Genomic DNA, 15,472 nt, shown 5'->3' on the forward strand with positions numbered 1-15,472 from the left:
CCAATTTTGGTGGGGCTTTGAATTTTATAGGGGTCAGGGATTATTTTTCCTTGTTATCTTCATTAAAGCTCATCATCCAGTTAATGCCGAACTTATCTGTAAGCATCCCGAAATAATCGCCCCAAAAGGTGTTCTCAAGCGGCATTGTTATTTTTCCGCCTTCGGCAAGTCCGTTGAAAATGATGTCTGCTTCCTCTTTGCTTTCAGCAGTGACAGATACCGAAAAGTTGTTGCCCTGCACAAATGACGGTGCCCAGTCGCCTCCGGTATCACTGCCCATTAATACCGATGTGCCGATCGGGAGCGAAACGTGCATGATCTTATTATTGTCGCTTTCAGGCATGGTGTACTCATCGCTTGGCGGCATGTCGCCAAACCGGCCGATGTAAGCGAACTCGCCGCCGAACACACTTTTGTAAAAGTTGAATGCCTGTTCGCAGTCACCGTTAAAATTCAGGTAGGTGTTTGTTGTTGCCATAGTTTTTGTTTGTTTGGATTTGGTAACTATTTATGGTAGATCGTCTACTACATATTTTTCCCGAAGATAGGCAATGCTCGCATCCATCACCTTTTTGAACTGGTCGATGTTGATCTCGGAGAGCTTCTTTACATAAATGCACGCCTTGCCCATTTTGAATTTGCCAAGGCCTTCCAGCAGGTGCTCATGCTCTTTATCTCCTGTGTAGATATATAACGAAATAGCCGATCGGCGTGGTGAAAATCCAACCAGCGGCATTATGCCTCCGTGCCCGCTATCGTATTTATACTCATAGCTCCCAAAGCCAATGATGCTCGGACCCCACATTTTTGGCGGATGCCCGGTATGCTCCTGTATTATCTTTACAAGTTCAAAACTGTCCTGCTTCTTTTGTTCGGTATCGGCGAACGAGTTGATGAAATCTTCCACACTTGCCTCGCTCACTTTGGTTTTTATCTCTGCCATTAAACTGGATCTTAGGACAGCTAAGTTAATTAAAAAGGCAATAAGTTAGTTTTCCAAAATGTCAATACTATCAGGTTCACGCCTTCGTCTGAATATCCGGCAACATAATGCTGAGGTATTGCTGCAATGATACCGAAGGAAGTTCCTGTGTCGACTTTTGTGTCAATATATGGTTGGCCGTCAAAATGTTTTTGAATTTCCTAAAACCCTGCTGCCTTATCATCACCACGATGATCGGCCCCGCCTTCCATTTTGCCATCCGGTAAGATCAATATAGCATCTACCTTACCGATCACAGGCGTAGTTTTTTCGTTGATCTTATAGCCCTTTTTCCTCAGCTCGTCCAGCAATTCCGGACTAAAGCCGTTAGGGTCAAAAACCACCTCATCGGGAAGCCATTGGTGGTGGAAACGTGCCGCATTTACCGCATCCTGCATCGACATGCCGAATTCATATACATTCAGTATCGTTTGCAGTACCGATGTTATGATCGTCGATCCGCCGGGTGTACCCACTACCATGAACAGTTCGCCGTTTTTCTCAACTATCGTAGGTGTCATCGAGCTTAGCATACGTTTGCCGGGTGCTATGCTGTTGGCTTTCGCGCCAATAAGCCCGAACATGTTAGGCGTTCCCGGCTTGGCACTAAAGTCGTCCATCTCGTTGTTCAGGAAAAAGCCCAGCTCATCGCAATACAGCTTCGATCCGAAAGCATCGTTGATCGTTGTTGTCGCAGAGACAGCATTCCCGAATTGGTCCACGATAGAGTAGTGGGTCGTCTCCATACTCTCAGGGAACTGCAGGCTGCCATGCGATACGGTAGCGGAAGGCGTGGCTTTTTCAAATGAGAAAGTACCCATCCTTTTCTTCAGGTACTTGCTGTCGAGTAATTTCTTAACCGGGATGTCCACAAAGTCCGGGTCGCCCAAAAAGTGGTTTCGGTCGGCGTATGCCCTGCGCTCGGCTTCAGTAATTAGCCGAATGGCCTTCGCCGAATTATGCCCCATCCCCGAAATATCGTACGGCTCGATCATCTTTATGATCTGTGCCAGGCAAATACCCCCGCTGCTGGGCGGCGCCATCGATATCACTTTCAGGCCTTTATAGTCAAAAACGATCGGGTCACGCCATTTTGCTTCATAACCCGCAAGGTCGTCAAGCGTAATGATGCCTCCATTCTTGCTGAGGAATTCCACCAGCTTTTGCGCCGTTTCGCCTTTGTAAAATTCAGGCCGCCCGTTCTTTTGTATGCGCCTCAGCGTTTTTGCGAAAGCCAGATATCGTATGGTGTCACCCGCTTTATAAGGATGCGCAAGCAAAGTGTTCGGGCCGCTTACCTCAACAATGGCATTGCGGTATTTATCCATCTGTGCCTGTTGTTTTTCGGTCACTACGACACCGTGCTCGGCCAGGCGTATCGCGGGTTCCATGATATCGCCGATCGGCAGGGAACCGAATTTTTCATGCACCGCGAATATTCCCGCTATAGTACCGGGGATACCGCTTGCCGTTGCGCCTTTGATGCTCCTGCCTTGTATCACGTTGCCATTGGCATCCTGGTACATTTTTTCATGGGCTGCCATTGGGGCTTTCTCCCGGTAGTCCAGCGAGCCGGTTTTGCCATCGGCTGTCCGGTAAACCATGAACCCGCCGCCGCCAATATTCCCGGCATAAGGGTAGGCCACAGCCAAGGCCAGCTCGGTAGCCGCCATGGCATCAAAGGCATTGCCGCCTTTACGCATAATCTCTACCCCGATCTCAGAGGCTTCGATACGCGCCGATACTACCATGGTCTTATTAGCTACAAGCCCTGTTGGTTTTACCGAAGGATGTTGCGTTGGTTTGCAGGCTGCCGCCAAAGTGAGGATCAACAGCAATTTCCTGGTCATAGCTCTGCCATTTTTTCCTTTACATGCTGCTGGATGTCGGCAAAGAATTCGCGGAACTCCCTGTCGTATTCGTCATAGAATTCTTCCAGTTCCTTTACCGATCTCCCCATGCCCGACCGGTATTTGGTACGATGGTCCATTTGTGCGAGAATGCGCCCGATGCCTTCCACCGTGGCATAGCTGCCCAGCCAGTCGTGCTGTATCATGTAGGGCATCATACCTTTGGCGCGGTCGGTCAGCAGATCGTGATTATCGTTAAGGTTCCGGTAAAAGTCGGACACATAATCGGCCAGCGGGATCTCGCTGTATTCCTTAAAATTTTTCGCCAGAAAATGGTCGTAAAAAATATCCATGATCACCCCGGCGTAGTGGTGGTAGGCCGCGTGCAGGCGTTTTGTCCCCTGCCGGAAAATGGGGTGTGCATCGGTATAGGTATCAATATGGCGGTGCAGGATAATGCCTTTCTGCACATCGGGCGGAAAATTTTCGGGTTTGCCGTGAATGCCGTCGGCTATGAAGTTACCGATCTTTATAAGGTCATTATCGCCGGAAAGGTATATGTGTGCCAGGAAATTCATATCCCGAATTTAGGCATTTGTTTTTGGGCTGCAAAATTTGATTTACATAAACTTGAATCCGTCAAGAGTGTTACGTCACGTCACCCTCTCTTTGGAGAAGGCCGGGGTGAGGACTTTGCGGCAAAAGTGAAGCTTCTCCCTTCTCCTTTGCAGAGGGGCCGGGGGTGAGGTCTGAAAAAAATAACCCTATCCCAACACATAAACCTATACGGATGAATTGGTAAAAGTTTATCTTTGTTCCACCAAAAATACAACCAATGACATTGATCAAATCTATTTCGGGCATCCGCGGCACGATCGGCGGAAAAACAGGCGACAACCTTACGCCCGTTGATGCAGTAAAATTCGCATCGGCTTACGGTATATGGCTAAAGGGCCATGCCGGCAAGGAAAAACTAACCGTAGTAATAGGCCGTGACGCACGCATTTCGGGCCCTATGATACATAACCTTGTGGTAAATACATTGATCGGGCTGGGCATCGATGTGATCGACCTGGGCCTTTCGACCACGCCAACAGTAGAGGTGGCCGTACCGCTTGAAAAAGCCGATGGCGGTATCATCCTTACCGCGAGCCATAACCCAAAACAATGGAACGCCCTGAAGCTGCTTAACGAAAAAGGCGAATTCCTTAGCGGTGCCGATGGTGCTAAGATACTGGAGATCGCCGAAAACGAGGCATTCGATTTCTCGGATGTGGACAGCCTGGGCGAAATTACCGTGAACGATGCCTATATGGACATACATATCGATGAAGTGCTCGAACTGCCTCTTGTTGATGCTGAGGCCGTTAAAAAGGCAGGCTTTAAGGTAGTGGTAGATGGCGTGAACTCATCGGGCGGCATCATCATCCCCAAACTGCTGGAGCAGATGGGGGTAGAGGTAGTGAAATTATACTGCGAGCCGAACGGGCATTTCCCGCACAACCCGGAACCGCTGAAGGAACACCTTGGCGATATTTGCGAACTTGTTATTAAGGAAAAAGCGCACTTCGGGATCGTGGTCGATCCGGATGTGGACCGCCTTGCGTTCATATCTGAAGATGGTGAAATGTTCGGTGAAGAATATACGCTGGTAGCCTGTGCCGATTATGTACTAAGCAAAACGCCCGGCAATGCCGTAAGCAATATGTCGTCATCGCGTGCATTGCGCGATATCACCCAAAAACATGGCGGTACGTATGAGGCCAGCGCTGTGGGCGAAGTGAACGTGGTTGAACTGATGAAGAAAAACAATGCCATCATTGGCGGCGAAGGCAATGGCGGCATCATTTACCCTGAGCTGCACTATGGCCGCGACTCACTCGTGGGTGTGGCGCTGTTCCTTACGTATTTGGCAGAGAACAACATTACTTCGGTAGCCGCGTTGAGGGCTTCGTACCCCCAATACTACATGAGCAAAAACAAGATCGAGCTTACACCGCAGATCAATGTGGATGCCATTCTTGAAGGCATGGCCGCAAAATATAAGGATGAAGAAATTTCGACGATCGACGGCGTGAAGATCGACTTTGCCGAAGAGTGGGTACACCTCAGGAAATCGAACACCGAACCCATCATCCGCATCTATACTGAAGCGCAGACGCAGGACAAAGCTGATGCCCTTGCCATACGCATCATTGATGAGATAAAGGCAGTAGCGGGAATATAACTACTTGTGAATATATAATTTATGAAAATTCCTCCGTTGTATGACGGGGGAATTTTTATTTTAGCCGATATGAAAAACTACATTCTCATTCTTATTTGTTTCCTAAGTTTAGCAGGATTTGCGCAGGAGGCGAAGTGCGGCTACTATGGAAAAAAAACAGTGGCAGAACGTAATAAAATATTCCCGTTCAATAAAACGAAAAGAGTGGTATTGATCGCATACTGTAATAAGCAGTTAGTTCTTCCTGAGGACGAATTAGCTGATAGCCTTACTGTGGACGAAGCGAAAGCCATTAATCCTGAGGTAATAAAAAAATATGTCGTCCAGCCTGAAGGTTCAGCTCGTCCAACGGTCTATTTTGTTACGGAAGAAAAAGAATTTGGTGTTTCCGCTAAAAATGAGTTGAGCAATATTCTGTGCAATTATACGGTAGATAGACCGGGGGATAAGATCTCGTTTTCGGGGACTCTTTGTAGATCCCCACGAAATTCCGTATTATTTTTTGATGAAGAAAATAATGTGATATGCTGTTTTCAGATAGATTTCGAATGCGACCGAACTGCTTTATGGCCCGACCCTGATTGGTTGGATCAATATCGGAGGCTACGATATGCTATGGCCGCTTTGAAGAATTAAAAAAGCTTTTCAGGGAAAATGGGATTGTTTATGGTATCCCCAGATAACTTCAACCCAGAACTCCGAACCCGAAACACCGAAGTTACTTAAACCACTTATAATACCACATCCCCACATATTCGTGCATTGCCATTTCGGTATAGATCAGCTTATTGCCCGATGGCTTCCAGCCGTAAACGCTTTTCCCGGCTTCGGGCTTTATTTGCTGGAATGCCGGTGCCGGAATGGGGTCCAGCCCAGCATTCCTGAAAGCTTCCATGGCCCTGGGCATGTGCGAGGCGCTCGTCACCAAAATGAATTTGCCCTTTGTCCCAAACCGTTTTTTATATTCCTGTGCTTCTTCCAACGTGGTACCGGGCTTTGTCATCATCAGAGTATCTTTTGGGCTTATGCCTAACGATACTGCAGTTAATGCCATTGTTTCGGCTACTGAGGTATTGCCCGATGCTGAATATCCTGATAATACCAGCTTTCCGCCATGACTTAGGCGGTGCTGCCTGATGCCCTCGCAGAGCCTTGCCAGTGCCGGGGCTGAGAGCCGCTGGACAGGTTCGAGGCTTTTATCGTTGGTATGCCCTCCTCCCAGTACTAATACAGGAAGGTCGGTATCATTTGCTGCCGCATTGTATACGGGATATTGCCGCTCCAGCCGTTCCAGCATCCAAATAGGCAATGGGGTTACGGAAAAGAGGAATAACTCGGTAAACGCGATCACTGCCAGCACCCTGCAGGTACGCCTGTATTTTATTTTATATGCTGCCAGTGCAAGTATTAGCAATATCCAGAATAATGGCAGCGGACTACAAAAAGCACCCATTGTTTTTTTGCTTAAATATAGGGATTATCATAAAAAAATCCTGCCTCCGAAGGGAGGCAGGATAAAAAATTAAAATCGCAACAACAACTACTATTTAACCAGTAATTTTTTTGTAATGCCTTCAGAAGTCTTCACCAGGTAAAGGCCCGTAGCCAGGCTGGAGGTATCTATCGTAAGGGCTTGTTTTTCCGTTAGTATCAGCTTGCCGCTGTAGTCGTACACCTCAATGTCGGCAGCGCGGTTAAAGTAGGCAATGCCATCTTCCACCGGGTTAGGGAACACAACGAATGTCTTAGGGCTGTTGCCGTGTTCGCCTGTGCCAAGGTTCTCCATGTTTATCTCGAAGATGGAAAGCGTACCGCTTATCTCGTTGGCTATAATGATGTACGGCTTGGTGTCAGGGCTGTCGGCCGCGCTGATGAAAGTGATGCCTTCAGGGCCGTGGTCGCCTGTCCATGCAGATGTGCTCCTGCTGTTCTTGTAGTCAACAAATTTCACATCTTCCGGGTTGGTCACATCATAAACCATTACACCGCCTATGCGCTCAAGGCCGATGAATGCGAATGTCTTATCCATGATCGTAGCAACGGTCACACCTTCCGGCTCAGGGCCTTTGGCGCGGCTCCTTGATTTTGGTGTGTTGCTTTCGCTGTCAGCATTAAAGATCGATGGCAGGGCAGAGGATGTATACATTTCAAAGTCATCGCCGCTGTCGTAAGCAATGGCTTTCGTATCAGTATTAAAGATAGAGAACGAACGCGTACCTACCGAGTAGATCTGCTCAAATTCAGCATCACCATCCGTGTTGCCGTTCAGGTTGGTTACCCTCATCCTTCCGGCATTGTGGCTCTTTTTAAGCATTGCCGCCTGCGGGTAGTTCGCCGCGTCAAGCAGGTAGGATGAAGCACCTATGGTCGTCCTTTCTTCAAAGCCTGTATATTCTTTTTCGTCACCTTCGTTGGCCGTGATGATAAAGTTGGTGCCGTTCACGCTGTACGAAGCAACCGCGTCAGGGATATAGTACGACCGTATCGGCCAGTTGGCGATAAGCACCTCGTTATTATTGTCAGAGACGTCGAAACCGTTGCCCGGCTCGTTCATGTCTTTCGTGCCAAGCGCCCATACATCGGCAATTGTGTTGTTGGCAAGGTCGATCTCCGCTATCGCGTTATTCTCCTGAAGCGTAACCCAAGCCTTTTCTGAATTGGCAGCGGTAGTGATGTATTCCGGCTCAAAGTCCTGCGACAATGTGCTCGTCAGCTTCAGCTTCCTGACACCCGAAGCGATAAGCGCCGTCTCCTGTGCATTGTAAGCGGTAAACAATAATGTAGTCACATCATCCTGGGTAAGTTCGGCAACGCCGCCCGATATGTCGATGATGCTTACCGATCCTTCCGGGTCAACACTGTAATCGCTGTTCGGCTGGCCTTCATTGGCTGTAAGCACTTTATTCCCATCAGGAGTGAAGGAAATATTATCCGGCAGTGCGCCAACGGTCACCTGTTTAAGGAAAACGCCGTTCATGTCAAAGAATACCACTTTACCGTTCTCTTCAGCAACAGCGCTAGGAGCGGCAACGGCAACGATACCATTCTTTACCGCCACGCTGGTCACGCCGCCATAAATGTTCATGTCGATGGAGCTGATCGTTACAGGCGACTGTGGGTTTTGGAAATTTACGATGTCAAGCCTTCCTTCTACGGCGCTTGTCGCGAAGAGCTTTTTGCTTGCAGGGTCGTAAGCTACTATTTCGCAGGTGCTGTTATTAGCGCCCGATGGGTCAAAGCTGGTAATGAAATCCAGTTGGATGTCCTGGTTTGGCACCGGGGCAACACGGTCATTATCTTTAATGTAAATCGTAGCCAGTGTTTGTCCTGAAACAGTAAGGCCTACAGCATTCTCAAGGCTTAGTACAAAGTATTCTGCCTGCTGCTCTCCTTCGATATCATCAATGATGGGGATGTTGATGGTTTGCGTAAGCTGGCTCGATCCTGTAAAAGTAAGCGTCTGTGTGGCAAGGGTAAAGTCTTCACCAGCCGTGGCTGTGCTAAAAGGCGCCGGTTTTACCACAAGGTCAACCGACCCTGCTGATGGGCTGGTAAGGTTAAGCACAAAGCTCAGCGAACCTGCATCTTCGTTCACTACCACAAAGTCGGTAGCAAAAGCGATGGTCGTGTTATAGTCAAAACTGAAGGTATAGGCACAAGCCATGGTAAGGCCATTCTCGTCCTCGACGTTGTTCACAGTAAGTACATAGTCAGTACCTGCTGCGAACGGGGTAGTATAGGTAAGGGTTACGGTGCTGCCGTTAAGCACAGCGGCAGCAAGGCCGGCAATGCCGGTATAGTTGGCTGTTGCGGCAGCCGATGCAGCATCAAGTTCATTGTTGAATACCAGCTGTATCGTAGTGTTGTTAACGACAGTAGCCGATTGTACCGTTGGCGAGCTTGGGAAAGCCCACGTTGGCCATGTTTGTGGGGCAGTGCCACCGGCTATACCTGTCCAGTTGGCAGGGTTAAGTATAAGGGTCCTTAGTTCGGCAGGAGTACCCACCATTATTCCGTTATAAAAACCGTTCACAGTATTGCCTGCAACGTTTCCGGCTATCGTGCTCCCGTTGAAAGCGCTGATACCGTCGGCAAGGCCTGCAGGGATCATTGAGTCGTTGCCCGAGCAGTTGGTATTGGCAGCCACCCATCCTTTAGAAGTAAGGGCTGTGATGAATGTTGGTGCCGCGGCAGTACCGGCATACACAACAACCTGGTCGCCATCTGAACTAAGGCCAAAGCCACTGCCTGTTACTACGCCTGTGCTGGCGGTAAGGGCGCTCGTCTGTATCGTAATTACCGAACCGGCAGGCACGCAGGTCGTAGCGGTCCATACCATGCCGCCGGCACACATGGGCTGGGCATTGGTAGTATATTTGTTATCGGCAAGATTGATGAATGTTCCCGGCGCGATGTCTACAAAGGTAACCAGTGCAACCTCATCCTCAGTACCGGTAGCATTCATCCTGTAAGCGGTGAAAACCATATCGCCCGCACCGATCACGGTCTGTACGGCTATCGTGGTAAACGTAGACGCATGGGCTGCGGTAACGGCATTTCCGCTCATATCTTCCACAACGTTAGGCAATAACGCCACATAATATTGCTGGTTGTTAAGCAAGGCGATCGCAGGAACTATAGTAATAGTATTTCCTGATATTGTAGCATCGAACAGAACGACCATGCCTGTAGCATTGTTAAGCCGGAGCTCAACGAGCGCATCAACATTGGTGTTATTTATGGCTGAATCATTGATAAGCCTTACCGCTTCGTTGAAAGTGATCGTCGGCTGTACCAAGATCGCAGTATTTACCGTATTGTTAGCCGGAGCCATGGTCACGGTCGGGGCCGTAGTATCCTGGGTACCTTCCATGGCAACACCGTTTACCGTAATATTGTCAAAGCGGTTGTTCCCGCTTGTGCCCGATGCCGTTGTTCCGCCAAAGTTTACCTTTACGATAAAGTTCGGGTTGTTGTTAGCACCGGCGATAGCTGAAAAGTCAAGTGTTACCAGTCCGTAGGTATCTACCGTAGGGGAAAATGTGGCAACAGGAAGCCCTGTAGTAATAAATGTCGTACCACCATCTATACTGTAAGAATATAGCTGCTCCGATGCGCCCTGGTTGGTCCTCGTCGTAGCAAATCTCACAACAATATCCTCATAGCCTGTCGTAGGGAATGCGATCAGCAGGTCGCGTGTATTGCTCGGGTTGCGCGGACGAAGGCCTTTTCCGGCTGCTTCAGATGCCTGCGCGTTAAGGGCATCACCGGCCACATCGTCAAGATAGCCCGCACCTGTACCCGGATATGTGATGGACTTTGTGCCTTCTACAATTGAAAAGTCTGTAGAAAGCGCGGCAGTGATCGTGCCTGTAGTGAGTGTGTTGAAGTGCCAGTAGTGCAGCAATTGCGGCGTGGCGATCTCGTTGCCTTCAACAGTAATATTGTCAAAACGGTTATTCCCGCTGTCGCCGGAAGCTGTTGTTCCGCCAAAGTTGATCTTCACAACAAAGTTAGGGTTGTTGGCAGCCCCGGCGATCAATGAAAAGTCCAGAGTTACCAGTCCGTACGTGTCAACCGTCGGGGTAAAGGTAGTTACGGGAAGCCCGGCAGTAATAAATGTGGTTCCGCCGTCTATACTGTACAAGTATAATTGCTCGGAAGCGCCCTGGTTGGTCCTTGTTGTGGCGAATTTCACCATGATGTCTTCATGACCTGTGGTAGGGAATGCGATAAGCAGGTCGCGGGTGTTGCTCGGATTGCGCGGGCGAAGTCCTTTGCCTGCAAGTACACCCTCTTCGGCGTTCAGGATGTTCCCGGCAACATCATCAAGGTAGCCTGCACCTGTTCCCGGATAGGTAATGGAGGTGGTGCCTGCGATCTCAGATTGGTCGGCTGCAAGAGGCGCTGTAATGGTAGCCGTGGGCAGCGTGTTGAAATGCCAGTAATGAAGGAGCTCCTGTGCTCCGACGAGCTGTGATACCAGGCCAAGGCCCAATAGCAACAACCCCTTTTTAGCATAGTTGTGTAACATAGTTGTGTAGTTTTTATAATAGCTACAAAAGTCTATGTTGTGTTTTATGCAGAAATTACCTTAACAATAAAGAACCATTACTATGAAGGCGCCGGATGTATTTTAAATGTAAAATGCATCCGGCGCGCTTAATGATAAATTAATCCGGTGAACTTAGTAAGCCCTTTTGATCACCTTCCATACCTGCCTTACCTCGTTAAGGTTTATGGTAAAATCGGGGTGCTGTGGCAGTCCGCTGCGGGAATGGCACACGATATCGCCCGTCTCGGAATTAAGCTCGGTTATATCCTTATATATTACGGTATCCTTGTGTACTATAACCCAGCCGTACACGCTGTTGCGGAAACCGTCCTTCCAGTGCTGTCGGCCCAGTTCACGGCAAAGCAGTTCGGCACCTTCGGGGGCATCATTGATATTGCCTCCGTCCATCGAATCGCCCTGCACCTCAAAGCAGATGTAGCGGCCCTTGGCAAAATGGTCTACCGTAAAGGATACGTCCTCCAGTTCTTCAAAAAAATCAGGGTCCTGGTAGTCGCTCAGGTAGGACCCGAAGGCTTTCACGGGGACTTTCTTCACGTAGATCCTGAATTTCCCACCCTTCAGTTCAAATACATTGCCATTCGTATTGGCGAACTGCTCTGAAGGATCTGAAACAGAAAGTGAATTAATTTCACTTCCTATCGCCTGGACAGGCTTTACATTTCTCGCCAGGATAATATCGATAAGCTTGGCTTTCGACTCCGGTATGCTTTCGCCTTTTTCATAATTAATGATCGTACGGCGGTCTACACCTAACTCTATCGCAAGCTGTTGCTGCGTTAGGCCGGCTTCCTTCCTGCGTGTCTTTAAATCTAAATTACTCATATTGAGTCAACTATAAATTTTAACGAATAAAAGTGAATATTTTTCACTTAATTTATTTGTATGTGAAATTATTTCACATGATCTTTTGTACCATCAAATTGAAAGATGTACACAAAGATATGGAAAGTTTCACATTAAAAACAAGTGCCTTGCGAAAATTCTCCCAAATGACAGTGATAGAGTTGAATCAGGCAATTAAAAACCTGTCTGATCTTAATGTAAATGGCTGTTATAATGAACGTATTGCTCTGTATTATGAGCAACTTTCACATATAGAGAAAAAAGAGATGAAGAAAAGTGAAAATTTTTCAGCACCCCCTTTGGAAGTTGCCGCTATTATGAAATTCAATGCCGACAAGCGCTTTACCATAACAGAGTGATGGGAGCAGGATTTACAGTACAGCATAAAAACACAGGTGCCGCCAACTGGCCCGGGATCATACTGGTCTCCAATTACGATTCGGACAATGAGGTGGTCAACTGGCTCTCGGACGAAAGGGAAGGCAGGACAAAGAGCGACATCGGGCTTTGGAAAATAAGATATAAAAAGTTGACAGCAGATAGACCAACCAACAACCAAATAAAGAATAATAACAAATAAATTTTAGATCATGACAACAATTAAAGGAACTATCGAACACATTGAGTACAGGGACATGGCAGGCCACAAAAAGAAAGTGGTAACGCTGGTGCCCGACCACAGGCAACGCGCCTTTGTGGAATTCCGCGGCTTTATGATGGATGAGCTCGCGCCGTACAAGGAGAACGACGAGATACAGGTAAGCGTGGTGCTGGAGGGTAAGATCTCTAAAAATTCCGGCATACAGTACAACAATCTGGTAGCGAAAGAGGTAAAAGCTTGCTAATCCGGTTATAAGTGGATCTGGTTATTTGTACGAAACCATACCGGCACATGACAAATAACCGATCCCCGAATCAACAAATCAACTTAAAGGTTATGAACTTCAAAATTAAAGGCATCATAGTAGCCATAGGCGAACTGAAGACCACAAGATCGGGCATAGGTGTCCGGCAGCTGCACTTTGAGCAGGAAATGAACGGCAGGATATTTTACCCCTCAGCCCTTGGTAATAAGACCGAACTGCTCAATGACTTTTACCCCGGCGACGTGGCCGAGGTGGAATTCCATATCAACGGATCGAAAGGGACATATAACAACGTGATCATCGACAGCGTGATGAGGATATGAGGGAGGAGATAATAGACGAGAGACGAGAGATGAGGATAATAGATGGGAGATAGGTAGGGTGGTTCAATTAAGGAATGCTTTTTGCTGTTACCTATTAAAACCTTACACCATGAAAATACTTTTACCCTGCTTACTGTTCCTTTCGGCTTTTGCAAATGCACAGAACATCAATGGCAGACCCCTTGAAAGCCTTGATTCCAAATACATCGAGATCATGATCGAAGGCAAGCTTTTTTCAAGCAGGCTAAGGGCTATGGTCGACTACGGGCAGCCTGTTAAAGGCTTCACCGCAGCCTCTGAAAGATATGTGAAGAACGACGAAGGAAAGCCCATGGAGTTCAACTCTGTTGCCCATATCCTTAACTTTTTTAGTCCTTACGGCTATAAGCTGCAGGAAGTATATACTGTACGTGAGGATGAAGCAACGGATAAGGTGGTGTATGTAATGGGGAGGGAGTAGCTCAAAACCCGTAAGCTATTCGAGATCCCGCAAAGAAAGAATTGCGTGAACAGGCTCATTTGTATTTCCCTAAGAAAAAATAGTTTGTAAGGTAATCGAATTAAAGATTAGCTTCACCCCAATATTTCCCAAAACCATTCCCAATGAAAGAGACCGGAGCACAGGCTTCCGTTTCCCAAACCCGAAGGGGCCAGTACAGCGATGGATATGCCACCCAGGCGTACAAGCTGTGCCTGCTGGGCGCTACCGACCGTGAACTGGGGTCGTTCTTCAAGGTGTCGGCGACGACCATTGGCCGATGGCGGAAGGCTCATCCCGATTTTGGCGATGCCATAGCCCGTGGCAAGCACGCCGCCGACATGGAGGTGGCTGAGTCGCTGTACCGTGCCACGCTCGACAGGGTCGTGACCACTAAGCAGGCCATTAAATGCAAAGAGGTATATTATGACGATAACGGCAAGCGTGTAGAAAAGGAGCGCATTGAGGTGGTGGAGGTGGAAAAGCACCTGCCCGCATGCTTCCGCTCGCAGCAATTCTGGCTGCGTAGCCGCAACCCCCGGCTTTGGAATGCCAAATATGACGAAGCCGACGATAACCCAACGCGCGCAGTGACCATAAATTTGGGCCCCGGCCACGATCCCGATGGCGATGAAGCTCCTTGCTAAGCAGCAGCACGCCGTATTTTTCCTGAAAGACAAACGTACTGAGGAGGTGCTTTATGGCGGCGCGGCTGGCGGCGGCAAGAGCGCTCTTGGATGCCTGTGGCTTATGGAAATGTGCGGTCGCTATCCCGGCACACGCTGGCTGATGGGCCGCAGCAAGCTCAAGACCCTCAAGGAGACCACGCTCAACACGTTTTTTGAGGTGGCAAAGGAGGTAAAGCTCTCAGGTCAATTCAGGTACAAGCCTGCCGAGAATGTCATCCTTTGGAAAAATGGTAGCCAGATATTGCTTAAGGACCTGTTCCATTACCCGGCCGACCCCAACTACGATAGCCTCGGATCGCTTGAGATCACAGGTGCTTTCATTGACGAATGCAACCAGGTGGGCTACCTCGCATGGCAAATGGTTAAGTCGCGCATACGCTACCGCCTTACGGAACATGGGCTGACACCAAAGCTGCTGGGAACCTGCAATCCCGCCAAGAACTGGGTGTACAAGGAGTTTTACAAACCCTCCCGCGACGGGCAGCTGCAACAGCACCGGCGTTTTGTACGGTCGCTGCCAACCGATAACCCGCACCTGCACGCAGGCTATTTGCAGTCGCTGCTGCGGCTCGACAGCAACCGCCGGGAGAGGCTGTACTATGGTAACTGGGAATATGACGACGACCCTGCCGCGCTCATTGACAGGGACAGCATTGCCGACTATTTCGATCCGGTGCACCTGCAACGGTCGGGACAAAAGTATATGACCATCGACGTGGCACGCAAAGGCAGGGACCGCACCGTGATACGGATATGGCAAGGGTGGCTTTGCATAGCCCGGGAGGCCATGGAGATTTCGCTCATTACCCAAATAATAAAGCGGGCAAAAGAATTACAATTGAAGCACAGCATCCCCGCAAGCCAAGTAATAGCTGATGAAGACGGTGTAGGCGGCGGCGTGGTAGACGGGCTGGGCTGCAAACAAAGCACTGGCCGCCTACCCACCGCCGTTCAGTTATATTGCCGCGGGAGCTGCTGTAGCTTCGGGTTGGCGAACGTAAAGAAGATCGTTTCTACTAAAACGCCCAAGGCAGAGAAAGGCGCACTATTCTCCATTGGCGGGAACAGGCACAGCGTGGGCGGTACGCTTTTTACCGGGCCGACGGCACGCGGTTCGAAGCCGAACAGGGTGAGCTGA

At 48.9% G+C, this 15,472-nt stretch carries 16 protein-coding genes; 9 read left to right on the forward strand and 7 right to left on the reverse strand.

What is annotated here, in order from left to right; all coding sequences use genetic code 11:
• Window positions 1-40: 40 nt before the first annotated feature.
• From ACT6R0_RS02995 to ACT6R0_RS03010, 4 genes are all read right to left on the reverse strand, one after another.
• Window positions 41-478, reverse strand: coding sequence for a VOC family protein (locus tag ACT6R0_RS02995; protein WP_444651170.1), 438 nt, complete (start codon window positions 476-478; stop codon window positions 41-43).
• A 30-nt stretch (window positions 479-508) separates the two neighbouring features.
• A complete protein-coding gene (locus ACT6R0_RS03000) occupies window positions 509-943 on the reverse strand; it encodes a DUF1801 domain-containing protein (RefSeq protein ID WP_444651171.1) in 435 nt (144 codons plus the stop codon).
• Between the two features lie 200 nt (window positions 944-1,143).
• On the reverse strand, window positions 1,144-2,832 hold the full coding sequence (gene ggt / locus ACT6R0_RS03005) for a gamma-glutamyltransferase (protein ID WP_444651173.1): 1,689 nt from the start codon (window positions 2,830-2,832) through the stop codon (window positions 1,144-1,146).
• Entirely contained in the window at window positions 2,829-3,410 is a 582-nt protein-coding gene (locus ACT6R0_RS03010; RefSeq protein ID WP_444651174.1) for an acyl carrier protein phosphodiesterase, read from the reverse strand. Before ACT6R0_RS03010 ends, ggt begins: the two co-directional genes overlap by 4 nt.
• A 257-nt stretch (window positions 3,411-3,667) precedes the next feature.
• Here ACT6R0_RS03010 and glmM point away from each other — a divergent pair, with 257 nt between their 5' ends.
• Window positions 3,668-5,059 carry a phosphoglucosamine mutase gene (glmM, locus tag ACT6R0_RS03015; protein ID WP_444651175.1) on the forward strand — a complete coding sequence of 464 codons (1,392 nt, stop codon included), beginning with the start codon at window positions 3,668-3,670 and terminating at the stop codon, window positions 5,057-5,059.
• Between the two features lie 21 nt (window positions 5,060-5,080).
• A complete protein-coding gene (locus ACT6R0_RS03020; RefSeq protein WP_444651176.1) occupies window positions 5,081-5,695 on the forward strand; it encodes a hypothetical protein in 615 nt (204 codons plus the stop codon).
• Between the two features lie 82 nt (window positions 5,696-5,777).
• On the opposite strand, the gene ACT6R0_RS03025 is transcribed toward ACT6R0_RS03020, so the two are convergent.
• The 3 genes from ACT6R0_RS03025 to ACT6R0_RS03035 all read right to left on the reverse strand — a co-directional run bounded on the left by ACT6R0_RS03025 (window position 5,778) and on the right by ACT6R0_RS03035 (window position 11,957).
• Complete coding sequence (locus tag ACT6R0_RS03025; protein WP_444651178.1) at window positions 5,778-6,512, reverse strand: ElyC/SanA/YdcF family protein; 735 nt, start codon at window positions 6,510-6,512, stop codon at window positions 5,778-5,780.
• A 90-nt stretch (window positions 6,513-6,602) separates the two neighbouring features.
• Complete coding sequence (locus ACT6R0_RS03030) at window positions 6,603-11,093, reverse strand: choice-of-anchor I family protein (RefSeq protein WP_444651179.1); 4,491 nt, start codon at window positions 11,091-11,093, stop codon at window positions 6,603-6,605.
• Window positions 11,094-11,246: 153 nt separating this feature from the next.
• A complete protein-coding gene (locus ACT6R0_RS03035) occupies window positions 11,247-11,957 on the reverse strand; it encodes a helix-turn-helix domain-containing protein (protein WP_444651181.1) in 711 nt (236 codons plus the stop codon).
• A gap of 167 nt (window positions 11,958-12,124) precedes the next feature.
• Between ACT6R0_RS03035 and ACT6R0_RS03040 the strand changes: the two genes are divergently transcribed.
• The 7 genes from ACT6R0_RS03040 (at window position 12,125) to ACT6R0_RS03070 (ending at window position 15,472) form a co-directional block, all read left to right on the forward strand.
• Window positions 12,125-12,337: a hypothetical protein gene (locus ACT6R0_RS03040; protein WP_444651183.1), complete on the forward strand. Its 213-nt coding sequence runs from the start codon at window positions 12,125-12,127 to the stop codon at window positions 12,335-12,337.
• A complete protein-coding gene (locus ACT6R0_RS03045; protein WP_444651184.1) occupies window positions 12,337-12,558 on the forward strand; it encodes a hypothetical protein in 222 nt (73 codons plus the stop codon). The genes ACT6R0_RS03040 and ACT6R0_RS03045 overlap by 1 nt, the downstream gene beginning before the upstream one ends.
• A 10-nt stretch (window positions 12,559-12,568) precedes the next feature.
• The gene (locus ACT6R0_RS03050; protein ID WP_444651186.1) at window positions 12,569-12,823 is read left to right on the forward strand and encodes a hypothetical protein; all 255 of its coding nucleotides are present in this window, start codon (window positions 12,569-12,571) and stop codon (window positions 12,821-12,823) included.
• A gap of 92 nt (window positions 12,824-12,915) precedes the next feature.
• Complete coding sequence (locus tag ACT6R0_RS03055) at window positions 12,916-13,167, forward strand: hypothetical protein (protein ID WP_444651188.1); 252 nt, start codon at window positions 12,916-12,918, stop codon at window positions 13,165-13,167.
• Between the two features lie 109 nt (window positions 13,168-13,276).
• Window positions 13,277-13,627: a hypothetical protein gene (locus ACT6R0_RS03060; RefSeq protein ID WP_444651190.1), complete on the forward strand. Its 351-nt coding sequence runs from the start codon at window positions 13,277-13,279 to the stop codon at window positions 13,625-13,627.
• A 143-nt stretch (window positions 13,628-13,770) separates the two neighbouring features.
• A complete protein-coding gene (locus ACT6R0_RS03065) occupies window positions 13,771-14,292 on the forward strand; it encodes a hypothetical protein (protein WP_444651192.1) in 522 nt (173 codons plus the stop codon).
• Window positions 14,276-15,472, forward strand: coding sequence for a phage terminase large subunit (locus ACT6R0_RS03070; protein ID WP_444651193.1), 1,197 nt, complete (start codon window positions 14,276-14,278; stop codon window positions 15,470-15,472). Before ACT6R0_RS03065 ends, ACT6R0_RS03070 begins: the two co-directional genes overlap by 17 nt.

The organism is Flavobacterium sp., assembly GCF_052437795.1.
In the GTDB taxonomy this organism is placed as follows: domain Bacteria; phylum Bacteroidota; class Bacteroidia; order Flavobacteriales; family Flavobacteriaceae; genus Flavobacterium.